We start from the raw sequence: 26,748 nt of genomic DNA on the forward strand, positions 1-26,748 counted from the left end.
GGGCGTGCCCGCCGCTCCTCGCCTCGTCCTCGTCGGCCCGCCCGCCGCGGGGAAGTCGACGCTCGGCGAGCTCGTCGCGGAGCGGACGGGTGCGCCGTTCGTGGACCTGGACGCCGTCGGCGACCGCTACTACGGCGAGGTCGGCTGGAGCGTCGAGCGCCTCGTCGAGCGCATCGCGGTCGTCGGCCGCGTCGCGGCGGAGAGGGAGTGGGAGCCGGCGCGAGCGCACGCGGTCCGGCGCGTGGTGGCCGAGAGCCCCGGAGCCGTCGTCGCGCTCGGGGCTGGGCATACCGCGTACACCGTCGGCGAGCACCGGTCCACGGTGCGCACCGCCCTGGCCGACGTCCCGCACGTCGTCCTCGTCGTGCCCGCCGCCGATCGCGACACGGCGCTGACCGAGCTACGACGCCGGTCTGTCGCGAGCAAGGGCACCGACTGGGTCCGGGACGGCCACGACCTCCTCGCCGGCTGGCTCGACGACGCCGGCACCCGAGCGCTCGCGACCACGGTCCTGGTCACCGGCACGGAGGCCCCGGACGCCGCGGCCGCACGGCTCGCGGCACTCCTCGGCGGCGAACCGGCGGGCGAAGCTCACGGTGCGGTCTGCGACCCCGGGCCCGGGACGGCCGAACGATCACCTCGCGGGGGGTAGATCGGGACGAGGCAGTCGACCTCGCCCTCACGGCGGTAGTACTCGATGTGCGGCCGGCCCGGGTCGTGCTCGGCATGCTCGAAGAGCACGTCGAACGCTCGGCCGATCTGGCCGTAGACGGCGGGTGCGTCGCCGCGGAGACGCAGGCGCAGGTAGTCGCCGCCGGGGATCATGGTCTCGTCGTGGCCCGTCGGGCTGCCGTGGTCCCGGTCCAGGCGTGCGGAGGCCATCCGGTACAAGCCGTTGCCGCCGTAGACGAGCCCCATCATCCGGCGGCCCTGCAGCGAGTCGAAAGAGCCCTCGAAGTCGGGCCACGCAGCGCGGATCGTGGCGATGTCGAGCACGACGTCGCGACTGAGAGCCGGGATGTCGTCGAACGAGGTGACGTCGATCCGACCCAGGTCGTGGTGCGTGGGGTAGCTGGTCATGACAGGAGTGCTTACCGGATGTTGTGCTCCTCGTCGCCTGCTGGCCGGACAGCGAGAGCGCAGGCTTCGCCCGACGGGTCGACGGGCACGCGGAACTGGTCCATCAGACGGTGCTCAACGCCGTGCTGCTCGTGCTCGCCGCGCTCCCCGACGTGCGGCACTACCGCGCGAGGGTGGCCTCGTCGTCGAGCCACGCCAGCTTCTCGGGGTTCGCGACGCCGAAGAGGCGCGTGATCCTGCCGTTCTCGACGACGACGGCGACGGCGCTCGCCAGCTCGCCGTCCAGCTCGATCCGCAGGCCTGCCGCACCGTTGATCCAGGCGGGGCTCGCCGTGACGGTCCCCGCGGCCTTCTGGAGCCCGCCCAGCAGGTACCGGGCGAGCCGGTCCGCCCCGACGACGGGACGCCGAGCGGCCGAGACGACGCCGCCGCCGTCGGACACGAGCACGACGTCGGGGGCGAGCACGTCGAGCAGTCCCTGCACGTCGCCCGTGGAGAGGGCGGCGAGGAACCGCTCGACCACCCGCCGCTGCTCGTCCCGGTCGACGGCGACGCGCGGCCGTCGCGCCGCGACATGGTGCCGCGCCCGGTGCGCGATCTGCCGCACCGCCGCGGGCGAGCGGTCCACGGCCTCGGCGATCTCGTCGTACGGCACGTCGAACACCTCGCGGAGGACGAACACGGCCCGTTCGGCCGGCCGGAGCGTCTCGAGCACCGTGAGCATCGCGAGCGAGACGCTCTCGGCCAGCTCGACGTCGTCCGCCACGTCCGGGCTGGTCAGCAACGGCTCGGGCAGCCACTCACCGACGTAGTCCTCGCGGCGGCGCGAGACGGTCCGCATCCGGTTGAGCGCCAGCCGGGTGACGGTGCGGACGAGGTACGCGCGCGGGTCGCGCACCTCGTCCTGGTCGACGTCGGCCCACCGCAGCCAGGAGTCCTGCACGACGTCCTCGGCGTCGGCGGCGGAGCCGAGCATCTCGTACGCCACCGTGAACAGCAGGCGCCGGTGCACGACGAACGGGTCCTCGCCCATGCGGTCAGCCTGCCACGGCGGCGGAGGACGTGTCCGTCGCGCGGGGCGCGAGGGGCGGCAGCCCGCACGCCTGCGCGAACTCCTGCGACCTGATGCCGAGCGCGATGTTGGTGCGCGCGCTCAGGTTCATGACACCCACGCGCGCGGTGAGCTCCAGCAGGCCCGCGGCACCCAGGTCGTCGAGGAGCGCGGCGGACAGCTCGTCCGTGACCGCGGGTGGCGTCTGGCTCATCGCCTCGGCGTACTCCATGGCGCGCCGCTCGACCGGCGAGAAGACGGTGGACTCGCGCCACCGCGGGACCTCGCGCGCCCTCGCCTCGTCGAGGCCCCGGTCGTGGGCGAGGAAGTAGTTGAGGTCGAGGCACGCGCCGCACCCGACCGTCGCAGCCGCGGCCATGACGGCGAACGTCCCGAGGTTCCTGTCCAGGCGGTCCCACTTCTCGGCCTTGCGAGAGAAGCCCAGCACGTCCCGCAGCAGCGTCCGGTGGTGCCACATCACGCCGAGCGACTCCGGGACGTCGCCCAGCATCCTGCGGCACATCGCCTTGGCCAGGGCCCCGTAGACGCCGGTGATCTCGGCGGCGGGCACCCGTGCGTTGCTGACCATGTCTCCTCCAGAGGTGTCTCGTGGTGTCGACATGGAGACACCGGCCGTGCGACGCCTGTGACGGTCGCCGCACGACCGGTGTCCGGACCGGCGTCCGAGGCCGCCGTCCGGGGCCGGCCCTCCGGTCAGCCGCAGGCGATGCCCGCGTACGGGACGGTCCGCACCTCGTGGTGCCCGACGCCGTCCCACAGGTACCCGGCGACGGTCGCCGTCCCCGCGGGCACGCTCGTCGCGCGCGAGCTGACGAGCGCGTAGGCGCCCGCGCCCGGCTGCACCGCGCTGCGCTTCGCGTCGCCGTAGGGCGTCGTCAGGCGGACGTCGATCGGGGCCTGCTCGCCGTTGACCGCGTGGACGGCGACGTAGGCGCGGCCGTTCACGCACTGTGCACGCGCCGTGAGGTCCACCAGGCGCGGGTCGCCCTCCCAGGCGTGCCCGTCCGGGAGGTCGTAGCCACGGTCGGCGAGGACGTCGCGCAGCACGTCGGGGCGGTCGGTGATGATCCCGTCCACCCCGAGGTCGACGAGGTGCTCGAGCGTCGGGCGGTCGTCGATCGTCCAGGGGACGACGCGGATCCCGGCGGCGTGCGCGTCGTCGACGAGCTCCTGCGTCGTGAAGGGCACGTAGCCGGGGTCGTCGATCGAGCCGTTCTGCGGGTCGCCGTGGACCGGCGAGAGCGCGTCGGCACCGAACGAGTCGACCGCGGCGACGAGGTCGCCGTCGAAGTCGTCGATGTCGAGGCCCCCGAGCCAGGGTGACGCACCCGGCATCCCCACCTGGAGGAACTGCTGCCCGTTGGTGAGCGCGACGATCGGCAGCTCCGGCATCACCTCGCGCACGCGCATGAGGGAACCCCAGTCGAAGCTCTGGATCGTCACCTGGTCGGCCATGGCCCACGCGCGGACGAGCCCGGTCACGACCTGGACGAACTGCTCGCGCGGCGCCGTCTCGTGCGGCGCGCCTGCCTCGACCTTGGTCTCGACGTTGAGCACGACGTCGTCGGCGCCGTGGTCGCGCACGAGCTGGAAGACCTCGGTGAGCAGCATCATGCGCGCGCCCGGCGACGGCTTCTGGTCCGGGAACTGCGGCTTCGTCACCGACCCGCAGTCGAGCGTGCGCAGCTGGGCCAGCGTGAGGTCCTTGACGTACCGCCCGACGTAGGGGAACTCCGGGTCGCCCGCCGTGGCGGGTCGGGTGTCGCGGCAGACGGCGGCGTTCGTCCGCCGGTCGTGCGTCACGACCGCCTGCCCGTCCTCGGTGATCTGCACGTCGAGCTCGAGGGTCGTGACGCCCGTCCGCAGCGCCTCGGAGAACGAAGCGACCGAGCTCTCGACGTTCAGGCCGACACCGCCGCGGTGCGCCTGGACGTCGAACGACGGCAGGTCCGAGCCGGGCGGAGGGACGGCGGGCGCGGCGACCGCGGCGGCCCCGGTGCCGCAGGCGAGCACCGCCGCGAGGGCGGCGGCGAGGAGCGGTGTACGACGGCTCACGGGTTCATCCCCTTCTTCGACGGTCACGCGGCAGCGGGCCGCCACCTGACGCTAGGGACGGCAGGTGGCACCGTGTCGAGCAGGAGCCGACGGCCGGGTGAACACCGCGTGGCCGCATCGCCCCGGGACCTGTCAGCCGCGTACGAGCCTCCCGGTCGGTGGGCCGCTGACAGGTCGCGCGCGTCGCCGCCGGTCCTCTGCGCTGCTCGCCAGGAGCCCCTCGACGACATCGACCACACCGTCCGTCCCCGGCGCCGCAGCGATGCGCTCGCCGATCCGCGCGCTCGCGGCCGCGTAGGCGGTGTCGTCGAGCACGCGCCGGACCGCGCGCCGCACCTGGGCCGGTCGCGGTTCGTTGGTCCGCAGCCGGACGCCCGCCCCGGACCACGCGACGCGCGCGGCGACCTCGGCCTTGTCCTCGGTCTTCCCCGCGACGACGATCGGCACGCCGTGGCGCAGCGCGTGGTGGACGCCGCCGTACCCGCCGTTCGTCACATAGACCGACGTCCGCGGGAGCAGGGCGTCGTACGGCAGGTACCCGGCCGCGCGGGCGTTCTCCGGCAGCGGGCCGAGGTCCTCGACCGGACGCCCGCCCGTCGCCGCGACGACGAGGACGTCCTCGTCCGCGAGAGCGCGGATCGTGGGCAGGAGGAGCTGACCCGGGTCGTCGTTCGCGACGGTCCCCTGCGTCACGTGGACGACCGGTCGCGACCCGTCGAGGTCGCTCCACCAGGCGGGCAGCCCCGGGTCACCCGACGCTGCGGTACCCGTCGCCGCGGGCGGGCCCACGTAGTGCACCGGCGTCGACACGTCGGGGCGCGGGTACTCGAACTCCTGGACGGTGAGCTGGGCGATCGCGTCGGCGTGCGCGGGCCAGCCGAGGAAGAACCCGTCCAGCGGCTGCTCCCCCGCCACCCGGACCAGGTCCGCGGCGGCGTCCTGGGCGGGCGCGAGGGAGCGCTCCACGACCCGCTGCAGCACCCGGTTGCGCGCGACGCCGAGCGGGCCCGATGCCGGGAGCAGGCCCAGGCCGAACGGCGCGGTGTGCGCGCTCGTCAGCCCCAGCGGGAAGATGCCGATCGCGACCAGCGGCGGGCGTCGGTCCGCGGGGGTGGCCGCGAGCGCCGTCGCGCCGAGGAACAGGGGCTCGACGAGCACCGCGTCGGCCGGCCGGTCGGCGAGGGCGGCGAGCACCGCGCGGTGCTGGGCGAGCCCGGGTCCGACGAAGATCTGCAGCATGTCGTACCGGATGGCGTCAAGGCCCGTCCGTCCCGCCCGCCCGGGGAAGCGGCCGGCGAGGTCGCGGTCGTCGAAGTCGGCCTCGGCGGGCAGCGGCAGGTGCTGCGCCCCGGCGGCCGTGACGGCGTCGGCGAAGCGCGCGCCGGTGAGGAAGCGGACGTCGTGGCCGCGCGCGACGAGGCTGCGCGTGACGGCGAGCAGCGGGGTGACGTGGGCGTGGACGGGTGTCGAGCACAGCAGGACGGAAGCCATCGGTCGTGCCTTTCGTAGGGAGCGCTACAGGGGAGAGAGCCTGCGACGCGCGGACCGGGCCGTCCGGGCGTGTGGAAAGATCGATCAACCGTCCGAAGTATTCATCACCCTCAGGGGGTAGTCAATAGTGGTCCCTCGTGCCTACTCGTCCGACCTGCGCGCCGAGCAGGCCGCGCTCACCCGGGAGCGCGTGGTGAGGGCCGCCGCCACCGAGCTCGCCGAGCGCGGCTACGACCGCACGACCCTCGCGCGCGTCGCCGAGCGCGCCGGCGTCTCGCTCGAGACCGTCAAGTCCCACGGTCCCAAGCGCGCCCTGCTGCTCGCCGCCTTCGAGCTGACGTTCGGGGGCTCCGTGGGCCCGCAGTCGCTCGCCGACCGGCCCGAGGCCCGCGACGTCGTGGCCCTGACGGATCCCGACGCCTTCCTCGACGGGATGGTCGCCCTCGTCGCCGACGCCAACGCGCGCGTCGCCGGGCTGTGGCCGGCGTTCACCGCGGCCGCCCACGGCGACGACCAGGTGGCGGCCGAGCTCGAGGCGCTGCTCGGACGCCGGCGGGACACCGTGCGCGCGAGCGTCGACCTCCTCGTCGCGCACGGCTTCACGCTCCGCACCCCGCGCGACCAGGCGGCCGAGACGCTGTCGTACGTGTTCGCGCCGGAGGGTCGGGCACACTTCGTCTCCGGCGCGGGATGGTCGGACGAGCGCTATCGGGCCTGGCTGCGCGACGCCGTCGTGCGGCTCGTGGCGTCGCCCCCGGGCACCGTGCCGGTCACCTGACGGATGACGCGCCGTCCGGCACGGGCCTACCGTGGGGCATGAGCACCCTGACCCCCGGCTTCCAGGGCCGGCCGAGGCCGCAGGGCGTCGCCCTGCCGCCCGGGCAGTACGTCGAGGACGGCTTCCCCGTCCTCTCCGCGGGGCCGACCCCGAACGTCGACACGAGCACGTGGCGGCTCGACGTCGTCACCGAGACCGGCGCCACGCACACGTGGACGTGGGCCGACCTCATGCGGCTCCCCCAGGAGGAGCCGACCGTCGACATCCACTGCGTCACGCGCTGGTCGAAGTTCGGCACGACGTGGCGCGGCGTCTCGCTCGACACGCTCCTCGCGGACGTGGAGTCGACGGCCGACTTCGCGATGGTCGGCTGCTACGGCGGGTACACGACCAACCTGCCCGTCGCCGAGCTGCTCGGCGGCAAGGCGTGGATCGCCCACACGTTCGACGGCGCGCCGCTGCACCCGGTGCACGGCGGTCCGGCGCGGCTGATCGTGCCGCACCTGTACTTCTGGAAGTCCGCGAAGTGGGTCAACCGCATCACACTCATGCCCATGGACGAGCAGGGCTTCTGGGAGCGGCTCGGCTACCACGACCTCGGCGACCCGTGGCGCGAGCAGAGGTACCAGGGTGACTGAGGAGGTGACCGACGGCACCCGGCTCGGGGCGCGCTACGCCATGCCGTCGGGCTGGCGCGTCGCCACGCTCGTCGACGCGTGGGCGGAGAGCCCGACGGCACGCACCCTCGTCCTCGAGGTCCCCGACTGGCCGGGGCACCTCGCGGGGCAGCACCTCGACCTGCGCCTCACCGCCGCCGACGGCTACACGGCCGAGCGCAGCTACTCGATCGCCGGCCCGGCGAGCGACGCCGCGGCGTCCGCGCGCGTCGAGGTGACCGTCCAGCGGGTCCCCGACGGCGAGGTCTCCGGGTACCTCACCGACGCGTTCACCGTGGGGGACGCGATCGAGGTCCGCGGCCCGGTCGGCGGCTGGTTCGTGTGGTCGCCGGAGCGCGACGCCGGCACCCCGGTCCTCCTGGCGGCCGGCGGGTCCGGGATCGCGCCGCTCATGGCGATGCTCCGCACCCGGCGCGACGACGGCGACCGCACGCCGTTCCGCCTCGTGTACTCCGTGCGCCGGCCCGAGGACCGCCTCTATGCGGACGAGCTGGCCCGGCTCGCCCGGGCGGGCGACGGCCTGGACGTGAGCGTCGCGTTCACGCGCGCGGCGCCGCTCGACTCCCGGCGCGGGCCCGGTCGGCTCACGCTCGCGGAGCTCGGCGCCTGGGGGTGGCCGCCCGAGCTCGGGCCCGCGTGCTTCGTGTGCGGACCGACGGGGTTCGTCGAGGCCGTCTCGCGCTCGCTCGTCGCGCTGGGGCACGACCCGGCGCGGGTGAAGACGGAGCGTTTCGGCCCGGCGGTCGACTGAGCCGCAGCGGACCCACGACCGTCCCTGCGACGGTCCGGGACGGTTCCCGCTACTCGGGGTAGCCATGTGTGCCCTCCCCCGCGGGCGGCGTCCAGCCCCTCGCGCGCGCCTCACGTTCGGCGAGCACGCTGCGCAGCAGCTTGATCGTCAGCACGAGGGCCCACACCACGAGGACGGCGACCGCCCCGATCACGAGGACGTACACGAGGACGAGCAACGGGTAGATGATTCCGACGCCAGACATGGGCGCACCCTAGCGGTGCCCGGTCCCGGGTGGCGCTCCCCCGACGGGATCGTCGCCTCGCTGCAAGGTGCGGGTCCACCGCCACACAGTCCCTGCGAGGCGCGTCCGCGGGCAAGGGCCTGCGCTGCGCCGACCGGCACGTCTGGGGGGACGGCATGGGAGCCACGAGGCGCGGCACCAGCGGGCCACGGTCCGCACCGGCTCGATGGGGCGCGGGAGCGACGGCGCTGCTCGTCCTGCTCGCCGGGTGCGGGGCGCCGCGCTCGGCACCGCCGGACCTGCCGCTCGTGACGGCGGACGTGCCCCACGAGATCGTGGGGGTCGCGGACGCCGGTGCCGTCCCCGACGTCGTCGCGGCGACCGACCGGCTCGGGACGACGATGCTCGCGACCGCCCCCTCCGCGGGGAACGTCGTCGTGTCCCCGGCGAGCGTCGTCGTCGCGCTGTCGATGCTCGCGGAAGGTGCGGCGGGCGAGACGTCCGTGGCGCTCGACGACGCGCTGGGCGCGTCCGGGGCCGCGCGCACCGAGGCGGTCGGCGCGCTCCTCGCCACGGTCGGCCTGCACGACGGCGACCCCGCGACCGTCCGGGCGGCGGAGCTGCCGAAGAAACCTCTGGCGCACGTCGCGAACCAGGTCGTGGTCGACGACGAGGCGCGGGTCCGCGACTCCTACGTCGAGGCGCTCGGCGCCGGGTACGGCGCGGGCGTGCTCCCCACGGACCTCGGCTCGTCGGCCGGGATCGAGCCGCTGAGCGACTGGGCGCGGTACCACACCGGTGGGCTGGTCGACGGCTCGGCGATCGAGCCCGACCCCGACCTGCGCCTCGTGCTGCAGAACGCGACGCTCTTCGCGGCGCGCTGGCAGGAACCGTTCGAGGACTCCGAGACGACGGACCGCCCGTTCTTCCTGGGGTCGGGCCAGGAGGTCCGGGCCGAGTCGCTCCGGCAGACGAACGCCGCACGGTACGCCGAGGTCGACGGCTGGCGCGCCGTCCGCCTTCCCTACGTCGAGGCGTTCCACGCCGACGTGCTGCTCCCGCCCGACGGCACCGACCCCGCGTCCCTCACCGCCGGGACGAGCGCCGCGCTGCGGGACGCGCTCGACGCGGCGGATGACGTCCCGGTCGACCTGACGATGCCGACGCTCGACGTGCCCGCCGACGAGCCGCTGGACCTCGAGCCGGCGCTGACGGCAGCCGGGCTCGGCGGGCTCTTCGTCGCACACCCCGCTCCCGACCTGAGCGGGATCAGCGACGAGGAGCTCGTCGTCTCCCAGGCCGTGCAGCAGTCGGTCCTCCAGGTGGACGCCGAGGGGACCGTCGCCGCTGCGGTCACGGAGATCGGCGTCGGGGCCGTGTCGGCGGAGGTGCCGATCGAGCCCGTCGTCCTGCGCGTCGACCGCCCGTACGTCTTCTCCGTGGCCCACGCCGAGACGGGGTGGACCCTCTTCACGTCCGCGATCCGCGACCCGCGCCACTGACCGGCCGGCGAGCCCGTCCGGTCGACACGGAGAGCCTGACGGCTCATCTCTTGACGCCTCGCCCCCGCCGTGAGTACTTTTCTTGCGTGTCGTAGCAAGAACCTGACACTTTGCTGTGCGGTGCGGCGCAGCGATCTAGCAATTCTCGAAGGTACTGACCCAACGCCCGTCGACGACGACGGGAGATCGAGGACAACCGATGAGTCATCGACCCAGCACGTCGCACCGCACCTCGTCCGGCAGAGGAAGCGCTCCGTCCCGTCCACCCCGACGCAGCCTCCGGGTCCTCGCGGCGACCACGGCAGCGAGCGCGCTGCTCGCCCCGCTCGGCCTCGCCACGTCGGCCACCGCCGCACCCACCGTCCTGTCCACGGGCAGGGCGACCGCCGCCAGCAGCAACAACTCTCCCTACCTGTCCGGCAACCTCACGGACGGCAACCAGGGCACCTACTGGGAGTCGACCAACAGCAGCTTCCCGCAGTGGGCCCAGGTCGACCTCGGCACCGCTGCGACGGTCGAGGACCTCGTGCTCAAGCTCCCCACCGGCTGGGAGACGCGGAACCAGACCCTCAGCGTCCAGGCCAGCACCGACGGGTCTGCGTTCACGACGCTCAAGGCGCCGCAGGCGTACACGTTCGACCCGTCGTCGGGGAACACCGTCACCGTCGACGTCCCCGACACCTCCGCCCGGTACGTCCGCGTCGCGATCACCGCGAACTCGGGCTGGCCCGCCGGACAGCTCTCCGAGCTCGAGGTCCGCGGGACCGCCGGGTCGACCGACCCCGGCGACCCGCCCACGGGCGCGAACCTCGCGCTGGGCAAGCCGATCGAGGCGTCCTCGACCGAGTGGCAGTTCGTCGCGAAGAACGCGAACGACGACAGCACGTCGACCTACTGGGAGGGCGCGGGAGGCCAGTACCCCAGCACCCTCGCCGTCTCGCTCGACGCGCCGACGCAGCTGACGAACGTCGTGGTCAAGCTGCCGCCCGCGAGCGCCTGGGGCGACCGGACCCAGACGTTCGAGGTGCAGGGCCGAGCGAGCGCGGGCGCCGCCTGGCAGACGCTCAAGGCGTCCGCCGCCTACGCGTTCTCCCCGAGCAGCGGGAACACGGTGACGGTCCCGGTCTCCGGCACCGCCAAGGACGTCCGGCTGCGCTTCACCGGCAACACCGGGTCGGGCAACGGGCAGGTCGGCGAGCTGCAGGTGTTCGGCACGGCTGCCCCCAACCCCGACCTCGTCGTCACGGGCGTCACGGCGACCCCGGCATCACCGCTCGAGTCTCAGGCGATCACGCTCTCCGCCGTCGTGAAGAACATCGGCACGCAGGCGTCCGCAGCGACCGACGTCGCGTTCACCCTGGGCGGCCAGACCGTCGCCACAAAACCGGTCGGCGGCCTCGCCGCGGGCGCCCAGGCGGTCGTCACCGCCGACATCGGCGCCCGTCCTGCGGGCTCCTACACGGTCGGCGCGGCGGCCGACGCCGCCGGCGGCATCGCCGAGCAGAACGAGGGCAACAACGCGTACGCGAACCCGACGGCCGTCGTCGTCACGGCGGTCCCGAGCTCAGACCTCGTCCCGACCGTCTCCTGGTCGCCGAGCACACCGGCCGCGGGCAACACCGTCACGTTCTCGGCGACGATCGCCAACCAGGGCAACGTCGCGACGTCGACCGCCGCCCACGGCCTCACCGCCACGGTGACGAACAAGGGCACGGGCGCCGTCGTGAAGACGCTGACCGGGTCCGTCTCCGGGGCGATCGCCGCGGGCGCGACGAGCGCGAGCGTGAACCTCGGCACCTGGACGGCGGCGAACGGCAGCTACGACGTGAAGATCGTGGCGGCGCCGGACGCGACCGAGGTCTCCGCCAAGCAGGCGAACAACACCGCGACGCGGCCGCTGTTCGTGGGCCGTGGCGCGAACATGCCGTTCGACACGTACGAGGCCGAGGACGGCGTCACGGGCGGGGGCGCGACCGTGCTCGCGCCCAACCGCGTCGTCGGCGACCTCGCGGGCGAGGCGTCCGGCCGCGAGGCCGTCACGCTGAACACCACGGGCGCGTACGTCGAGTGGACCACCAAGGCCCCGACGAACACGCTCGTGACCCGCTTCTCCATCCCCGACTCCCCGGGCGGCGGCGGGACGAACGCGACGCTCGCGATCTACGTCGACGGCCAGTTCCTCAAGAACCTCGACCTCACCTCGCGCTACGCGTGGCTCTACGGCAACGAGACCAACCCCGGCAACCAGCCGGGGGCGGGCGGCCCGCGCCACGTCTACGACGAGGCGAGCACGATGCTCGGCACCACGGTCCCCGCGGGCTCGAGGATCCGCCTCCAGAAGACGGCGAGCAGCACGAGCCAGTACGCGATCGACTTCGTCGACCTCGAGCTGGCGACGCCCCGGGCCAACCCGAACCCCGCGCAGTACACCCAGCCCGCCGGGTTCACCCACCAGGACGTCCAGGCCGCGCTCGACCGGGTCCGCATGGACTCGACCGGCACGCTCAAGGGCGTCTACCTCCCCGCCGGCGACTACCAGACCTCGAACAAGTTCCAGGTCTACGGCAAGGCCGTCGACGTCGTCGGCGCGGGCCCGTGGTTCACGCGGTTCTTCGCGCCGCAGAGCCAGGAGAACACCGACGTCGGCTTCCGGGGCGAGGCGAGCGCGAACGGCTCGTCGTTCCGCGGCTTCGCGTACTTCGGCAACTACACGTCGCGCATCGACGGACCCGGCAAGGTCTTCGACTTCACCAACGTCAAGGACATGACGATCGACGACATCTGGGTCGAGCACATGATCTGCATGTTCTGGGCGTCCAACATGGACGACTCCGAGGTCAAGAGCTCGCGCATCCGCAACACGTTCGCGGACGCGATCAACATGACCAACGGCAGCTCGAACAACCACGTGCACGACAACCAGGCGCGCGGCACCGGCGACGACTCGTTCGCGCTCTTCGCGGCGACCGACAACGGCGGCAGCGGGCAGAGCGGCAACGTGTTCGAGAACCTCACCTCGACGAACACGTGGCGCGCAGCCGGTCTCGCGGTCTACGGCGGCCAGAACAACACCTTCCGGAACATCTACGTCGCGGACACCCTCGTCTACTCGGGCGTCACCATCAGCTCGCTGGACTTCGGCATCGCGATGGAGGGCTTCGGACCCGGGCCCACGACGTTCGACGGGCTCACCGTCGTGCGCTCCGGCGGCCACTTCTGGGGCAACCAGGTGTTCCCCGCGGTGTGGATGTTCTCCGCGTCGAAGACGTTCACGAACATCCGCGTGAACAACCTCGACATCATCGACCCGACGTACTCCGGGATCATGTTCCAGACGAACTACGTCGGGTCCCAGCCGCAGAACACGTTCCAGGACACCGTCTTCACCAACGTGTCCATCACGGGCGCGGAGAAGAGCGGGGACCAGCACGACGCGCGGTCCGGCTACGGCATCTGGGTCAACCCCATGCCGGAGCAGGGTCAGGGCCCCGCGGTCGGCTCGGCGACGTTCACGAACCTCACGCTCTCGGGCAACTTCCGGGACATCGAGAACCCGACGTCGACCTTCACGATCACGCGCAACTGACCGTGCCCGACGCCGGACCGGGGTTCCTCGGTCCGGCGTCGGCCGGGACACTGGGGACATGAACACCGCGACGCGCGCCGTGCCGACCGAGCTGGCCGACCTCGCCACGCTCACCGCGAGGGTGCGGTCGCTCCAGGACCGGGCCGACGGCGGCCGGGTCGTCGTGGGGATCACCGGCAGCCCCGGCGCGGGCAAGACGACGCTCGCCGTCCGGCTCGTCGACGAGCTCGGCCCCGGCGCCGTCCACCTGCCGATGGACGGGTTCCACCTCGCGAACTCGACGCTCGACCGGCTCGGTCGGCACGACCGCAAGGGCGCGCCGGACACGTTCGACGGCTGGGGCTTCGTCGCCCTGCTGCGCCGCGTGCGCGGCGAGGTCGACCACACCGTGTACGCGCCGTCGTTCCACCGCGAGGTCGACGAGCCCGTGGCCGGCGAGATCGCCGTGGAGCCCGGGCACCGGGTCGTCGTGGTGGAGGGCAACTACCTCCTCGTGCCCGACGAGCCGTGGGGCCGCGTGCACGACCTGCTCGACGAGGCGTGGTTCTGCTCCACCACCGGCGAGGAGCGCGAGCGACGGCTCGTCGACCGCCACACGCGGCACGGCCGCACGGTCGAGGCGGCCACGGCCTGGGCGGCCGAGGTCGACGGTCGCAACGCGCGCGTGGTCGAGGCGACGCGGTCCCGCGCCGACCTCGTGGTCTCCGGCGCGATCCCCTCCTAGGTCTCGACCGACCGTCCCGTCGCTGCCCGGTGGTGCTCCAGGGCGACACCGAGCCAGGACGACAGCCCGTCGTCGCCGCCGACGGCCGCGGCGTCCACCGCGACCCAGCCCGGGCCCATGTCCCGGCCCGCGCCCATCTCGGCCTGCGCGGCACCCGGGCGCGCGACGAGCTCGTCGTGGCGGCGGGCGTCGACGCGGACGAGCAGGCCCCCGCCCGGGAGCGCGCTGACGACCATCTTGTCGTCGACCATGAACGACCGACCGCCGAACATGGACACCTCGCGCACCGACGGCTCGTCCGCGAGCAACGTCCGGAGCCGTTCGACCAGCTCGTCCCGCGCGGCCCTCGCGGCGTCGCTCGTCACGAGGCACCGGCCGAGCCGGGGCCGTCGCCGTCGAACCGCCAGCGCATCGCGGCGTGCTCCGCCGTGCGCTCGTACGCGAAGACGACCTCGGGGCGGACCGCGAAGACGAGCGACTCGCCGCTGTCGGGATGCCGGAACGCCCCGTCCTGCACCGTGAACGCCCACTCGTCGCCGTACTTGCACCGCCACCGCTCGGCGAGGCGGTGCAGCGCGCCGTCGTCCGTCACGCGCTGCGCCTCGCCCTCGACCACGACGTCGAGCGCGTCGACGTACGCGTTCGTGCCGGTCGTGAGCACGACCCGGGAGTTCTGCGCGAGGTTCCGCGCCTTGCGCTCGTCGGGGCCGGTCGTCACGTGCAGGCAGCCGTCGGCGACGACGGTCATGAGGGGCGTGACGTGCGGACGCCCGTCAGGGCGCACGGTCGAGATCCACGAGATCTCGGCGCGCTCGAGCACACCCCGCACGGTCTCCCAGGGCACGGGCCGCGCACCGGGCGAGCTGTAGCCGGGGATCAGCGTCCCGTCGGGGCTGTCGTCAAGGATGGTGGTCACGTCGGGTCCTCTCGTCGGTCTTCCCTCCGACCGGCGCGCCCGCGCAGACTCATCGGCCTGCGGCCGCCGGAGGAGAAGAACCGGCCCTCTGCCCACGCCGGACGTGTCGTCGGGCGCCGACGGGCACGACGGTATACCCGACGGCGCCGGTCTCGTCCTGTGATGACGGCCCGCAAGTTTGCCGATGGCCCTCGACGGGGCCGGACGCGCACGCTAGGACACATGGCACGCATCCTGATGATCGTCACGGCAGCAGACTCGCTCACACTGGCCGACGGCTCGACCCATCCCACCGGGTTCTGGGCCGAGGAGCTGGTGGTCGCCCACCGCACGCTGTCGGCCGCGGGTCACGAGGTCGTCGTCGCGACGCCGGGCGGGCGCCGCGCGCCCGTCGACCCGGGTTCGCTCGAGGTGACCGTCGTGGGCGACGAGGACAAGGTCCGCGACCTCGCCGCCTACCTGGACACCGTCGAGCCGGTGCTCGAGCACCCCGCCGACCTCTCCGCGCTCGACGTCACGCAGTTCGACGCCGTCGTCCTGCCGGGCGGCCACGGGCCCATGGCCGACCTCGCCGGCGACCCGGTGGTGGGTGCGACGCTCGTCGCGGCCCACGACGCCGGCCGCGTCGTCGCACCGTTCTGCCACGGCCCTGCGGCACTGCTGAGCGCGACCCGCCCCGACGGGACCTTCGCGTTCGCGGGCCGCCGGGTGACGGTCTTCACCAACGAGGAGGAGACCTCGGGTGGCCTCGGTGCCAACACTCCCTGGTTCGTCGCGGACGCGCTGGCCGAGCGCGGCGCCGTCGTCGAGTCCGCCGCCCCCTGGAGCAGCCACGTCGTCGTCGACGGCAACCTCGTCAGCGGGCAGAACCCGCAGTCGAGCGACGAGGTCGCGACCGCCGTCCTCGCGCTCCTCGCCGCCTGAGCGTCACACCCCGGCCGCCGTGATCCGCGCGATCACGGCGGCCAGGTCGCGAAGGCTCCGGCTCGCCTCGAGCCGCCCCGACCGCGTGACGACGTACAGGGTGTTGAGCGGGGCGACCTCCGGCCGGTGCAGCTCGACGAGCGACCCGACCGCGAGCTGCTCCCTCACCAGATACCGTGGGAGCACCGACAGCCCGGCGCCCGCGACGACCGCCGCACGCACGGCACGCAGGTCCGGCACGACGGCAGCCGTCGTCACCGCGTCGGGCCGATGCCCGAACACCGACCGCCAGTAGCGCCGCACGATGGGCAGGTTCTCGGCGTACGCCACGACCGGGATGCGCTCGAGCGCGCCGACGGTGCCCTCATCGTCCCCGGTCTCCTGCGCCCAGCGAGGCGCGCCGACCAGGACGAACTCCTCGTCGGCGACCGGTGCGCCGCTCAGCCCCTGGACCCGCGGACGCACCGAGCTGACGACCGCGTCGAGATCCCCGCGCCGCAGGTCCTCGAGCAGCTCGTCGGCCATCCCGAGGTGCAGGCGCAGCGGGCCGCCCGCCGCCGCGACCAGCTCCGGCAGACGCGGCGCCAGCACCTCGCCCACCAGCTCGGCAGCACCCCCGACGTGCACGACGGCGCTCCCCTCGCCCGACAGCTCGACGAGGTCCTCCAGAGCGTCCAGATGACGGGCGGCCTGCTGCGCGAGGGTCGCGGCACGCGCCGTAGCCACCACCCCGGCTGGCGTGCGATCGAACAACGCGTAACCGAGCTCGCTCTCGAGCGCCCGCACATGACCCGAGGCGGTGGGCTGAGAGATGCCCAGCAGCCGTGCGGCATCGCTCACCGAGCCGGCCCGGTAGGCCGTCAGGAACGTCCGCAGGTGCTCCAGGTGATGGGCTGCCACGGTCGCATGCTCGCACGGATCGGCCCACGGGCATCGCGCCGAGCGCGGTGCCGCCTGTGCATACCGCGGTCAGGGCGACGACCGGGTGCATGGCGGGTGCGGCATCGGGCCGCCGGTCAGGCCGGAGCCACCGGTCCCGCCTCATGACCTCGGCGGCCCGCCGACCGCCGGTCCTGCTTCATCCGTGCCTCGAACAGGTGCCGCACGCCCCCCGCGAGCTCGTCGCGCGCCCGGCGCTCGTGCTCGCGGAACGCGGACCAGTAGCCGTCGTCGTAGTCCTCGACGAGCTGGAAGGTCCACCGGCCCGACACTACGTTGCGCCCGACGAGGTCCGCCGCGATCCGGTCGGCGACGTCGTCGTGACCGGCCGCGCGCAGCTTCTCCACCGCGTCACCGAGCGCGAGGTCCGCCTCGCCGGTGAGCTGGTGGAACGTGTAGAGGTGGCCTCGCGCGCGCTCGGTCGTCTCGAGCGCCTCGCTCAGCGCGCCCAGCGCCTCGACCGTCCCATCGCTCACGCCGTCGGGCGTCGCGCGCCCCGGCAGGTCCCCCGGCCGGCCCTGCCCTTCGTCCGTCACGTCGTCTGCCACGTCGGCCACGCTAGGACCCGCACGACCCTCCCGCACGCGAGCACCACCGGTCCGACGGCGGTCCTCCGCCCCGGCCGCGCGCGTCACCGGCCTGTGACAGGGTTGTCCCGGCCGCCCTCGACCGGAGAACCCGACGCCCCCATGCCGCAGACCGCACCGCCACCGTCCGTCACGACCCAGACCACCTCGAGCCAGCGCCCGCACCGCGCGGCGCGTCTCGAGGACCGGTGGCGCGCCGTCGTCTCCCGGTTCCAGAAAGCACGTGGGTGGCGACCGCGAGTCGAGCCGTTCACGGGGTACGGGAGCACGCGCCGCGTGCGGGTCCTGGGCCGCGTGCTGCTCGCGAGCCCCGCGTACGACCCGACTGCCACGGCGGACCGGCGCGGCTGGCGCTACTTCTTCACCGCGCCCGCTTCGCGCGAGGAGGTGCGCGTGCACGTGGGCGACGCCGTCGTCGACGTCTGGTCCGACCGTTCCGGCTACCTGGACGTGACGGTCGACGTCGAGCTCCCCCCGGGCTGGCACGACGTGACGTTCCGGCCCGCGTCGGGCGAGCTCGTGACGGGCCGGGTGCTGGTCGTCGCGGACGGCCGACGGCTCGGCGTCGTCTCCGACATCGACGACACCACGATGGTGACCGCGGTCCCGCGTCCTCTGCTCGCCGCGTGGAACACGTTCGTCCGGCACTCGAGCGCGCGCGTCCCGGTGCCCGGCATGGCGGTGCTCTACCAGGGCATCGCCTCGGCGAACCCCGGCACCCCGTTCGTGTACGTGTCCACGGGCGCCTGGAACACCGCGGCGAACCTGCGCCGCTTCCTGCAGCGCAACGCGTACCCGCCGGGCCCGCTGCTGCTCACGGACTGGGGACCGACCAACACGGGGTGGTTCCGCAGCGGACGCGAGCACAAGAACACCTCGATCGACCGGCTCGTGCAGGAGCTCCCGGACGTCGACTGGCTCCTGATCGGCGACGACGGCCAGCACGACCCGGAGATCTACACGCGCGCGGCGCGCCAGCACCCCGACCACGTCGCCGCGATCGCGATCCGTCAGCTCACGCCCACGCAGCAGGTGCTCTCCCACGGCTCGCCCCTGCCCACGCCGGGCGACGACGCCCACCGCCCCGAGCACGAGGCCCCCGTCCCGGCGGCGCAGGGGCCGGACGGCTCCGCGCTCGCCCGCTCGCTCGCGCAGGCCCTGGCGGCCTACCGACGCTGAGTGATGCACCCGCCAGGGGGTGGTGGGACGCTGGGACCATGAGCACCGAAGGTGTCCGCCGACACACCGAGGCCCTGGGCGACGACGCCGTCGCCACCGCGACCGGTCAGCCGCGAGCGACGTGGTTCGCGCTGCTCGACGCCCAGGACGCGACGACGTGGACCCACCGGGACATCGCCGCCTGGCTCGTCGAGGAGCAGGGCGTCGACGGCTGGTGGGCGCAGTCGCTCACGGTCGCGTACGAGCAGGAGCGCGGGATGCGCGCGCCCGGCCAGCGGTCCGACGGCACGTACGAGGTCTCTCCCAGCCGGTCGGTCGTCGGGACGCTCGACGAGGTGTACGCCCTCGTGGCCGACGACGCCTCGCGCGCGCGGTGGCTCGACGCGGCTCTCGGCGAGGTGGGCGCGGGCGAGCGGCTGGAGGTCCTCGGGGCCACGCCGACGTCGTCCGTGCGCCTCGCGTGGCCGGTCGGTGCGCTGGGCGCGCCGCCGGACCGGCCCGGTCGCGTGACGATCGGGCTGTACCAGCCGCGCGCGGCCGACGGCACCCCGGCGGGCAAGGTCCGGGTCGGCGTCCAGCACGGCGGGCTGCGCTCGGCCGACGACGCCGCGCCCCTCAAGGCCTTCTGGGCCGCGCGGCTCACCACCCTCGCCGAGCTCGCCGAGCAGGCGCGCTCGGCGGGGTAGGCGACCGGAGGAGGTACCGGGCGCGGTGGCGAGTCCCGATACCGCCGCCGCCCGGATGCCGCCGCGCCACGCGGGTGGTTGCCTGAGGACATGACGACGCCGCGCCCCGCCCCACCACCCGCCGGCCAGGGCCCGTCGGAGACGGGCGAGCAGACCCGACGGACGTGGCCCTGGATCGTGCTGACCGTCGTCGCGGTGCTCGTCGTCGGGCTCGTCGTGTGGCTCGTGAACCGGCCCTCCGGGACCGACCCCGCGGCGTCGCCCGCGCCGTCGGGCACCGCGAGCGGATCGGCGACCCCCACCGAGACCTCGTCGCCGAGCGAGGACCCGACGACACCGGCCGCCGAGGGATGCCCGGCCGAGGGCGACGGTCCGCCGGCAGGCGCGGACACGGACGAGGTCGTCGACGTGGACGGCGACGGCCGTCCCGACACCGCCTGGCTCACCGGCGGGCCCGACCGGGCGTTCGGCATCACGACGGCGTCGGGCGCGACGTTCTCCGCACCGATCGGGTCGGCGAGCCCGCAGCCCGCGAGCGCCGTCGTCCAGCTCGTCGCGGCCGGGGACGGGACCGCGCCGATCGCGCTCGTCGACACGGGCCGGGAGGTGCTGCTGCTCTCGGCCGCCGGTTGCGCCGTGACGCCGACGCAGGACGCCCAGGGCGCGCCCTACACGTTCGACAAGGGCTTCACCGGCTTCGGCACGGGCGTCGGCTGCACGGAGCAGGACGGCGAGCTGCGGCTCGCCGGGCTGAACGCCGTGTCCGACGACGGCACCTCCTTCACCGTCGACCGCACCTTCGTGGACCTCGACGCCGACGCCCGCACCGCGACGAACGGCGAGGAGGAGACCGTCGCGACGGACGCCGGCCCGGACGACCCGGTCGTCACGACGGCCCAGGAGACGAGCTGCGGCGACCTCGTCGCCGGCGAGGACGGACCCGTCGAGCCGCGGTAGCGCCCGCCGATGAGAAAGGACGCCGCCAACCGTCTGAGCAAGGTCCGGTGAGAGCACGCTTGCGCGCATCAAGGGAGAGCGAACAGATGAGACCACTCCGCTACTCGATCAACGTCACGCTCGACGGCTGCTGCCATCACGAGGCCGGGCTGCCCCCGGACGAGGAGTCGATGCGCTACTGGACCGCCGAGATGGAGCGCGCCGACGCCCTGCTGTTCGGTCGGGTGACCTACCAGATGATGGAGTCGGCGTGGCGGAAACCGGCCACGGGCTCGTGGCCCGACTGGATGGACGAGTGGCAGGTCCCGTTCGCCGAGGCCATCGACCGGGCGAAGAAGTACGTCGTGTCGAGCACGCTGAGCGCGGTCGACTGGAACGCGGAGCTGCTGCGCGGCGACCTGGGAACGGCGGTCGAGCGGCTCAAGCAGGAGCCCGGCGAGGGCCTGTGGGTCGGCGGCGTGACGCTGCCCCTGGCCCTGGCAGACCTGGGACTGATCGACGAGTACGAGCTCGTCGTGCAGCCGGTCCTCGCCGGGCACGGGCCGACGTTGCTCTCCGGTCTGCGCGAGCGCATCCGGCTCGAGCCCGTGGACCGGCGCGAGCTCCGGTCGGGGGCCGTCGCCCAGCGATACCGACCGGCGCACGCTCCGGCGTGACCTAGCCCCGGCCGCACACGACGCACGTGCCCCGGCGGCGGAGCCAGTAGGCGTAGGTCGCGGCGCCGAGGGCGACCGACCACAGGGGCCACAGGAGCGTCGGGCCGACGGCGCCCCAGGAGTCGGCGGTGATCGCGAGCTTCTCGTCGCCCAGGCCCAGGGCGACGAGCGACAGCCCGGCCGGGAGGACCGCGACGGCGACGATCGTCGCGGGGATCACCGCGAGGTTGACGGGGACGCGACGGCCGGCGAGGCCGAGCATCCAGCGCGGGAAGACCTCGCCCCAGCGCTGGAACAGGCCCAGCGTGAGCACCGCGCCGACGAGCGCGAACGCGCCCAGGCCGAGCGCCGCGATCCAGCCGTCGTCCCCGGCGAGGGCGGCGACGTCGTCGGGCGAGAAGCCGAGCGGGATGCCGAGCACCCAGGCGATCCGGGTCACGGCGTAGAACAGCGGGGCCGCGGCGGCGACGAGGGCGGCGGCACGGCCCCAGCGGGCTGCCGACGCGGGCGTGGTCCAGGCGGGGTCGGCGCCGTCGTGCCGACGGCCGCACGACTCGCACGCGCCGACCGCTCGGCGCGCGAACCGGGTGGTCGACGCCGCGAGGAGACCCGCGCCGAGGAGCACCGCGAGCTGCAGCAGCACACCGGGGGTGAGGAAGTCGGCGAACGCGGCACGCAGGTCCGCGTCGAACGGCGCCATGATCGCGGTGACCGGGAGGTAGCCGATCCGGGCGAGGATCGAGGCGTCGACGAGGACGACGGACCCCGCGAGGACGACGCCCACGGCGGCGCAGGTCGCGATCCGCACGCCCCGCGGCGTGGGCCCGGTCCGGCCACCGCGCCAGGTCCATGCGGCGAGCGCCGCGCCCGCGAGCGCGAGGACGGCGACCCACGGCGTGAGGGCTTCGCCGCGGACGGCGCTCAGCGCGCTGAACCCGGTGGCGTCGGCGTCACCGACCGGCAGGGTGCCGCCCGTGAGCGTGACGACGAGTGCGGCGACGGCACCCAGGGCCCACCACAGCGCGGCGGTGGGACCGATCCAGGTGCCGCGCGCCCGGCGGGCGCGATCGGCGCGGTGAGGGGACTCGATGCCCCCGGCGGGTTCGGCGCGGCGCGGCCGCGACCGGTCCGGGGTCGGCGGACGATCGGGAGCGGTCGGGGCGTTCTCGGCGTGGAGAGGTCGGGTGTCGGGGTGTGGTGTGTTCATGACTCGACCCTCGTCCCGCACGGGACCCCGGGGATCACCCGCCGCGGTGACGCGCCTCCCCCGTCCGGGGGACCGTCAGTCGCGCGCGCGACGCAGGGCGCGCAGCGCGCCCGTGGACCACAGCGCCCACGCGACGAGCACCGGCTGGAAGAACAGCCTGCCGAAGCGCTTGGCGTCCGTGTCCAGCCCGAACCCGTCCTTGCCCTCCAGCCACTGCGCGACGTTGCCGGGGAAGATCACGACGAAGAACGCCGCCGCGACGAGCCCGACGGCCACCTTCCACCGCGACAGCACGACGAGCGAGCCGCCGAGGACGATCTCCACCACCCCCGACGCGAGCACGGTCACGTCCTCGTCGACCGGGAACCAGTCGGGCACCTGCGCCTGGAACTCCTCGCGCGCGACGGTGAGGTGGCTGACGCCCGCCCCGACGAGCGCGACACCGAGCGCGATGCGCGCGACCGTGGCGGGGAGGGACGTGCGGGTCGGCTTCGTGAGCGCGGAGAGGTCCATCGCCCGATGCTCGCACCGTCCGGGGCGTCTCGCAGGCGGCGGCCGGATCTGACGGCCACCGGGCCGGCAGCCCCGCGTGGCCGTGCCGCGTGCCCGCGGGTCATCCGGCCCGGACGAATCCCGACTCGTAGGCGCGCACCACGGCCTGGGTGCGGTCCCGGACGCCCAGCTTCGCGAGCACGTTGCCCACGTGCGTGCGCACGGTCTCGACGCCGAGGTAGAGCTCGCCCGCGATCTCGGCGTTCGACAGGCCGGCCGCCATGAGCCGCAGCACCTCGCCCTCGCGCTCGGTGAGCCGTGCGCCGCGCAGCTCGTCGCCGGCAGGGGGCCGCGCGGTCGCGAGCCGACGCACGGCGTCCGGGAACAGCAGCGACTCGCCGCGCGCGACGACGCGCACCGCCTGCACGACCTCCTCGGGCCGGGCCCGCTTGAGCAGGAACCCGTGGGCCCCGGCGCGCAGGGCGTCGAGCACGTGGTCGTCGTTCTCGAACGTCGTGACGACGAGCACGCGGGGCGCCGGGGCGCGCGCGAGGAGCGCCGTCGTCGCCGCGATGCCGTCGACGCGCGGCATGCGCACGTCCATGAGCACGACGTCGGGCCGGGTGGTGGCGACGACGTGCGGCACGTCGACGCCGTCACCGGCCTCTCCCACGACCTCGAGGTCCGGCTCCGCGTCGAGGATGACGCGCAGCCCCGCGCGCACGAGCGGCTCGTCGTCGACCAGGACGACGCGGATGGTCCCGTCGGGCGCGGTGCTCGTCATGTGCTCGATCCTGTCAGCGGCGGCGTCGTGCGCTCGGTCGTCCCCGCGGGGAGGTCACGCACCGGTCCTCCGCAGCGGGAACGTCGCGCGCACGACCCACGTGCCGCCGTCGGCCGCGGGACCGGCGACCACCTCCCCGCGCAGCAGGCGGGCGCGCTCGCGTATGCCCGCGACGCCGCGCCCTCCGGGACGCGCGGGGCGCGAACCGTCGACCGACGGCGCGCCGTCCACCGGGAGCGGGTTGCGCACCTCGACGCGCAGCACCTCCGGGTCCTCGATCCCGACGGCGACCGTCACCGCGGCTCCCGGCGCGTGGCGCAGCGCGTTGGTGAGCGCCTCCTGCACCACGCGGTATGCCTCCTGCGACGTCGCGCGCGGCACGTCGGCGAGCCCGGCGTCGGCCGACCCGCGACCGGTCCCGCGCCGGTGCCCGGGCACGTCGTCGAGAGCGACGTCGGCCCCCGTGCGCCGGGCGTCGTCGAGCAGCGCGGGCAGGTCCGTGAGGGTGCGGGCGGGCGACCGCGCGGCGCCGGCGCCGTCGGACCGCAGCAGACCGAGGACGTGGTCGAGGTCGGCCATCGCCGTGCGTCCCGTCTCCTCGATCGCGACGAGCGCGCGCCGCGCCGCCTCGGGGTCCGTGGCCAGCAGCCGCGAGGCGGCCGCGGCCTGGAGCGTCGTGACGGTGAGCGCGTGGCCGACGGAGTCGTGCAGCTCGCGCGCGAGCCGCCCGCGCTCGGCGTCGCGGTCGGCCGCGGCCTCGAGCTCGGCGATGCGCTCGGACTGGTCCGGCCCGAGCAGCGGCCATGCCGCCTGGCGCAGCAGCGCCCGCGCGGCAGCGGCCACGTACGGCAGGACGAGCAGCAGCACGAGCGCGACCACGGCCAGCGCCCAGGTGTCGGCCCAGGACGGCACGAGCTCCCACGGCCGCCAGTCGGTGAGCAGCACCGGCTCGATCCCGAGGGCCGACAGGACGAGCTGCGTCGCGACCGGGATCGCCAGCAGCACCACGACGAGCACGGCCGCCCCGAGCGCGAGGTGCAGCGCGTACCAGGCCGCTGCCCGCCACCGGGTCGCGGCGCTCGGGTTCGCGTCGCCGGCCGGCGTCGGGAGGTCGACGTCGAGGAACGTCCGTACCGCCGCGATCTCCAGGGCCCGCACCGGCGCGAGGAACGGCGGCGTCGCCGCGATCACCGCCGAGAGGGCGGCCAGCACCCCCGCGGCGACGCGCGGCGTCTGCGTGGACGTGAACATCTGCACGAACCCGGTCACGAGGACGAGGTAGGCGCCCGCGACGACCCCGCCGATCACGAGGTACACGCCCGCGCGCACGGTCGACGCGCTGCGCAGCGGCGCGGTCAGCCACCGCGCCGTGTCGCGGCTGCCCCGGCGCGTCCCCTGCGTCATGCGCCCCATCCTCCCCCGGGCGCCACCCGGCCCGCCTCCCCCGCCCGGGTGAGCGACGCCGTCGGGGTGAGCGACGCCGTCGGGCACCCGCCGCGCGGTCCGTGCGCCGCGCTGGTCCACTGGTCCCATGGAGGGCTTCTGGTGGGGGCTGCTCGCGAGCTCGTCGCTGCTGATCGGCGCGGCGGTGGTCCTGTGGCGCCCGCCCGGGCAGCGCGCGGTCGGTCTGGTCATGGCCTTCGGCGCGGGCGTGCTCATCAGCGCCGTCGCGTACGACCTCGTGGAGGACGCGTCGCGCAGCGTGAGCGGATGGCTGCTGCTCGCCGGGCTCGCGGGCGGTGCGCTGACGTTCTTCGTGGGCGACCGGGTGATCGACAACCTCGGTGGCGAGGGCCGCAAGCGCTCGACCGGCGTGCAGGGTCGCACCGTCCAGGCCGCGGGCGGGACGGGCGGCGCCGCGATCGCGCTCGGCACCGTGCTCGACGGGATCCCCGAGTCGGTCGTGCTCGGCGCGACCCTCATCGGTGGCGGCGGTGTGAGCGTCGCGATGCTCGCCGCCGTGTTCCTGTCCAACCTGCCGGAGGCGATGGCGGCGACGTCGGGCCTGCTCAAGTCCGGCACGCGACCGTCGCGGCTGTGGATGCTGTGGGGGTCGACGACGGTCGTGTCGGCCCTCGCCGCAGGGTTCGGCTACCTCGCGCTCGACGGCGCGTCACCGGCCGTCGTCGCGGTCACCCAGGCGTTCGCCGCGGGCGCGCTGCTCACGATGCTCGTCGACACGATGATCCCGGAGGCCACGGAGTTCGGCGGACCGGTGACGGGCCTGGTCACCGTGCTGGGCTTCGCGACGGCGTTCGGGCTCAGCTCGATCGGCTGACGCGCGACGTCGTGATCGCTGCGGAGCGCGGGGCGGGTGTCGTCGACCCGTCCGACGGCTCGCGTCGGTGGGACTGACGGACAGCGACGGCCACGAGCGTGAGCGAGACGACGACGAACGCGACGACGAACGCAACACGTGCGCCGGGCCAGAGGACCCCTGCTGCGAAGAAGGCAGCACCGACTCCCCACCAGAAGGCGACCGCCCACGGTGAGTTCCCGAGGAGACCCGGACGCCGCGGCGCTGTGCCGCGCTCGAGGTACGCGTGCTCGTCCACCGGTCTCAGGGCGCGCACCGCGTCCGTCTCGCGAGCCGCGGTGGCACCCGTCGACCCGTGCGTGCCTGCGGTCATCCTCGTCGCCGTCCATCCTGACCCTGGTCAGCCCCCCTGCGGGCGAACTCTGCCGCCAGTGTTTGGGGGAACGCGACCGGTGTCAACAGGTGGAGCGACGGCGTCGCCGTCGAGCACGACCTCGCGCGCCGTCGAACAAGACCTGACGGTCGCGAAGGGCCGCAGAACGACTGTCAGGTCGTGTTCGGCAGGGCCCAGGTCAGGCCGCGAGCTCCTGGCCGCTCATGCGGTGGATCGACGCCATGACCTCGTCGGTCAGCTCGCGGCGTGCCTGTGCCGGCTTCGTCCCCGCCGTGAGCTGGCGCTGCGGGTCGATGGGCTTGCCGAAGTGCACCTGCACCCGGTGGATGCGCGGGAGCCGCGCGCCGATCGGCTGAACCTTGTCCGTGCCGCGCACCGCGACCGGGACGACGGGCGCGTGCCCGGCGAGCGCGAGCCACGCGACACCGGTCCGGCCCTGGTGCAGCTTGCCGTCGCGCGAGCGGGTCCCCTCCGGGTAGATGCCGAACGCGCCGCCGCGCTGCAGCACCTCGAGCGCGTCCTCGAGGGAGCGCTGGCCGGCGCGCGGGTCGTCGCGCTGGACGGGGATCATGCCGATCGTCGTGAAGAACCACCGCGACAGCCGCCCCTTGATGCCGCGGCCCTCGAAGTATTCGGCCTTCGCGAGGAACGTCACGTGCCGCGGCGCGACGATCGGGATGAGGAGCGAGTCGATGAACGACAGGTGGTTGCTCGCCAGGATGACCGCACCGTTGCGCGGGATGTTGTTGCGTCCGGTCACCTGGGGTCGCAGCAGCACGTACGCGAGCAGCGACAGGATGAGCCTGAGGACGCGGTAGGTCATCCGCTCAT

At 74.3% G+C, this 26,748-nt stretch carries 29 protein-coding genes; 13 read left to right on the forward strand and 16 right to left on the reverse strand.

Translation table 11 applies throughout. The features are described from left to right. Window positions 1-4 precede the first annotated feature (4 nt). Window positions 5-652: a shikimate kinase gene (locus V5D56_RS02715; protein WP_435737530.1), complete on the forward strand. Its 648-nt coding sequence runs from the start codon at window positions 5-7 to the stop codon at window positions 650-652. On the opposite strand, the gene V5D56_RS02720 is transcribed toward V5D56_RS02715, so the two are convergent. The 5 genes from V5D56_RS02720 to V5D56_RS02740 form a co-directional block, all read right to left on the reverse strand. Further along, window positions 592-1,080, reverse strand: a complete 489-nt coding sequence (locus V5D56_RS02720) for an AraC family transcriptional regulator (protein ID WP_435737531.1) — start codon at window positions 1,078-1,080, stop codon at window positions 592-594. The genes V5D56_RS02715 and V5D56_RS02720 overlap by 61 nt on opposite strands. A 160-nt stretch (window positions 1,081-1,240) precedes the next feature. Continuing rightward, a complete protein-coding gene (locus tag V5D56_RS02725; protein ID WP_435737532.1) occupies window positions 1,241-2,113 on the reverse strand; it encodes an RNA polymerase sigma-70 factor in 873 nt (290 codons plus the stop codon). Window positions 2,114-2,117: 4 nt separating this feature from the next. After that, on the reverse strand, window positions 2,118-2,720 hold the full coding sequence (locus V5D56_RS02730; protein WP_435737533.1) for a carboxymuconolactone decarboxylase family protein: 603 nt from the start codon (window positions 2,718-2,720) through the stop codon (window positions 2,118-2,120). Window positions 2,721-2,845: 125 nt separating this feature from the next. Then, window positions 2,846-4,207: a glycerophosphodiester phosphodiesterase family protein gene (locus V5D56_RS02735; RefSeq protein WP_435737534.1), complete on the reverse strand. Its 1,362-nt coding sequence runs from the start codon at window positions 4,205-4,207 to the stop codon at window positions 2,846-2,848. Window positions 4,208-4,339: 132 nt separating this feature from the next. Further along, entirely contained in the window at window positions 4,340-5,698 is a 1,359-nt protein-coding gene (locus tag V5D56_RS02740; RefSeq protein WP_435737535.1) for a glycosyltransferase, read from the reverse strand. Window positions 5,699-5,825: 127 nt separating this feature from the next. Here V5D56_RS02740 and V5D56_RS02745 point away from each other — a divergent pair, with 127 nt between their 5' ends. The 3 genes from V5D56_RS02745 to V5D56_RS02755 are packed head-to-tail and all read left to right on the forward strand — an operon-like array spanning window position 5,826 to window position 7,904. Continuing rightward, the gene (locus tag V5D56_RS02745) at window positions 5,826-6,476 is read left to right on the forward strand and encodes a TetR/AcrR family transcriptional regulator (RefSeq protein WP_435737536.1); all 651 of its coding nucleotides are present in this window, start codon (window positions 5,826-5,828) and stop codon (window positions 6,474-6,476) included. Between the two features lie 38 nt (window positions 6,477-6,514). Then, window positions 6,515-7,114, forward strand: coding sequence for a sulfite oxidase-like oxidoreductase (locus V5D56_RS02750; RefSeq protein ID WP_435737537.1), 600 nt, complete (start codon window positions 6,515-6,517; stop codon window positions 7,112-7,114). A gap of 4 nt (window positions 7,115-7,118) precedes the next feature. After that, window positions 7,119-7,904, forward strand: a complete 786-nt coding sequence (locus V5D56_RS02755) for a ferredoxin reductase (protein WP_435737538.1) — start codon at window positions 7,119-7,121, stop codon at window positions 7,902-7,904. A gap of 49 nt (window positions 7,905-7,953) precedes the next feature. On the opposite strand, the gene V5D56_RS02760 is transcribed toward V5D56_RS02755, so the two are convergent. Further along, on the reverse strand, window positions 7,954-8,148 hold the full coding sequence (locus V5D56_RS02760) for a hypothetical protein (RefSeq protein ID WP_435737539.1): 195 nt from the start codon (window positions 8,146-8,148) through the stop codon (window positions 7,954-7,956). Window positions 8,149-8,303: 155 nt separating this feature from the next. Between V5D56_RS02760 and V5D56_RS02765 the strand changes: the two genes are divergently transcribed. From V5D56_RS02765 to V5D56_RS02775, 3 genes are all read left to right on the forward strand, one after another. Continuing rightward, complete coding sequence (locus tag V5D56_RS02765; protein ID WP_435737540.1) at window positions 8,304-9,629, forward strand: serpin family protein; 1,326 nt, start codon at window positions 8,304-8,306, stop codon at window positions 9,627-9,629. Between the two features lie 199 nt (window positions 9,630-9,828). Beyond that, window positions 9,829-13,215 (forward strand): discoidin domain-containing protein, encoded by a 3,387-nt coding sequence (locus V5D56_RS02770; RefSeq protein WP_435737541.1) that lies wholly within the window; start codon window positions 9,829-9,831, stop codon window positions 13,213-13,215. Window positions 13,216-13,273: 58 nt separating this feature from the next. Continuing rightward, window positions 13,274-13,939 (forward strand): nucleoside/nucleotide kinase family protein, encoded by a 666-nt coding sequence (locus V5D56_RS02775; RefSeq protein WP_435737542.1) that lies wholly within the window; start codon window positions 13,274-13,276, stop codon window positions 13,937-13,939. Here the strand turns inward: V5D56_RS02775 and V5D56_RS02780 are convergent. Further along, window positions 13,936-14,304, reverse strand: a complete 369-nt coding sequence (locus tag V5D56_RS02780) for a TfoX/Sxy family protein (RefSeq protein WP_435737543.1) — start codon at window positions 14,302-14,304, stop codon at window positions 13,936-13,938. The genes V5D56_RS02775 and V5D56_RS02780 overlap by 4 nt on opposite strands. Then, on the reverse strand, window positions 14,301-14,855 hold the full coding sequence (locus tag V5D56_RS02785) for a pyridoxamine 5'-phosphate oxidase family protein (RefSeq protein ID WP_435737544.1): 555 nt from the start codon (window positions 14,853-14,855) through the stop codon (window positions 14,301-14,303). Before V5D56_RS02785 ends, V5D56_RS02780 begins: the two co-directional genes overlap by 4 nt. A gap of 222 nt (window positions 14,856-15,077) precedes the next feature. Here V5D56_RS02785 and V5D56_RS02790 point away from each other — a divergent pair, with 222 nt between their 5' ends. Continuing rightward, window positions 15,078-15,779, forward strand: coding sequence for a type 1 glutamine amidotransferase domain-containing protein (locus V5D56_RS02790; RefSeq protein WP_435737545.1), 702 nt, complete (start codon window positions 15,078-15,080; stop codon window positions 15,777-15,779). A 3-nt stretch (window positions 15,780-15,782) separates the two neighbouring features. Here V5D56_RS02790 and V5D56_RS02795 read toward each other — a convergent pair whose 3' ends face one another. Together V5D56_RS02795 and V5D56_RS02800 are read right to left on the reverse strand one after the other, a co-directional pair. After that, window positions 15,783-16,679, reverse strand: coding sequence for a LysR family transcriptional regulator (locus V5D56_RS02795; RefSeq protein WP_435737546.1), 897 nt, complete (start codon window positions 16,677-16,679; stop codon window positions 15,783-15,785). Window positions 16,680-16,795: 116 nt separating this feature from the next. Continuing rightward, window positions 16,796-17,254, reverse strand: coding sequence for a hypothetical protein (locus tag V5D56_RS02800; protein WP_435738940.1), 459 nt, complete (start codon window positions 17,252-17,254; stop codon window positions 16,796-16,798). Window positions 17,255-17,407: 153 nt separating this feature from the next. On the opposite strand from V5D56_RS02800, the gene V5D56_RS02805 reads away from it, so the two are divergent. From V5D56_RS02805 to V5D56_RS02820, 4 genes are all read left to right on the forward strand, one after another. Continuing rightward, window positions 17,408-18,484 (forward strand): App1 family protein, encoded by a 1,077-nt coding sequence (locus V5D56_RS02805; RefSeq protein ID WP_435737547.1) that lies wholly within the window; start codon window positions 17,408-17,410, stop codon window positions 18,482-18,484. A gap of 38 nt (window positions 18,485-18,522) precedes the next feature. Next, window positions 18,523-19,170 (forward strand): hypothetical protein, encoded by a 648-nt coding sequence (locus V5D56_RS02810; RefSeq protein ID WP_435737548.1) that lies wholly within the window; start codon window positions 18,523-18,525, stop codon window positions 19,168-19,170. A 90-nt stretch (window positions 19,171-19,260) separates the two neighbouring features. Continuing rightward, entirely contained in the window at window positions 19,261-20,127 is an 867-nt protein-coding gene (locus V5D56_RS02815; protein ID WP_435737549.1) for a hypothetical protein, read from the forward strand. Between the two features lie 86 nt (window positions 20,128-20,213). Continuing rightward, complete coding sequence (locus V5D56_RS02820; RefSeq protein ID WP_435737550.1) at window positions 20,214-20,783, forward strand: dihydrofolate reductase family protein; 570 nt, start codon at window positions 20,214-20,216, stop codon at window positions 20,781-20,783. Between the two features lies 1 nt (window position 20,784). Here the strand turns inward: V5D56_RS02820 and V5D56_RS02825 are convergent, their stop codons facing one another. From V5D56_RS02825 to V5D56_RS02840, 4 genes are all read right to left on the reverse strand, one after another. Next, a complete protein-coding gene (locus tag V5D56_RS02825) occupies window positions 20,785-21,990 on the reverse strand; it encodes a hypothetical protein (RefSeq protein WP_435737551.1) in 1,206 nt (401 codons plus the stop codon). A 75-nt stretch (window positions 21,991-22,065) separates the two neighbouring features. Continuing rightward, complete coding sequence (locus V5D56_RS02830; RefSeq protein ID WP_435737552.1) at window positions 22,066-22,503, reverse strand: DoxX family protein; 438 nt, start codon at window positions 22,501-22,503, stop codon at window positions 22,066-22,068. A 100-nt stretch (window positions 22,504-22,603) separates the two neighbouring features. After that, complete coding sequence (locus tag V5D56_RS02835) at window positions 22,604-23,266, reverse strand: response regulator (protein WP_435737553.1); 663 nt, start codon at window positions 23,264-23,266, stop codon at window positions 22,604-22,606. A gap of 54 nt (window positions 23,267-23,320) precedes the next feature. Beyond that, window positions 23,321-24,670, reverse strand: coding sequence for a sensor histidine kinase (locus tag V5D56_RS02840; protein ID WP_435737554.1), 1,350 nt, complete (start codon window positions 24,668-24,670; stop codon window positions 23,321-23,323). Window positions 24,671-24,797: 127 nt separating this feature from the next. On the opposite strand from V5D56_RS02840, the gene V5D56_RS02845 reads away from it, so the two are divergent. Beyond that, window positions 24,798-25,544 (forward strand): ZIP family metal transporter, encoded by a 747-nt coding sequence (locus tag V5D56_RS02845; protein ID WP_435737555.1) that lies wholly within the window; start codon window positions 24,798-24,800, stop codon window positions 25,542-25,544. On the opposite strand, the gene V5D56_RS02850 is transcribed toward V5D56_RS02845, so the two are convergent. Both V5D56_RS02850 and V5D56_RS02855 read right to left on the reverse strand, forming a co-directional pair. After that, window positions 25,528-25,896 carry a hypothetical protein gene (locus V5D56_RS02850; protein WP_435737556.1) on the reverse strand — a complete coding sequence of 123 codons (369 nt, stop codon included), beginning with the start codon at window positions 25,894-25,896 and terminating at the stop codon, window positions 25,528-25,530. The genes V5D56_RS02845 and V5D56_RS02850 overlap by 17 nt on opposite strands. A 199-nt stretch (window positions 25,897-26,095) precedes the next feature. Next, on the reverse strand, window positions 26,096-26,740 hold the full coding sequence (locus V5D56_RS02855) for a lysophospholipid acyltransferase family protein (protein ID WP_435737557.1): 645 nt from the start codon (window positions 26,738-26,740) through the stop codon (window positions 26,096-26,098). Window positions 26,741-26,748 lie beyond the last annotated feature (8 nt).

The organism is Cellulosimicrobium sp. PMB13, assembly GCF_051294865.1.
Classification (GTDB): Bacteria; Actinomycetota; Actinomycetes; order Actinomycetales; family Cellulomonadaceae; genus Cellulosimicrobium.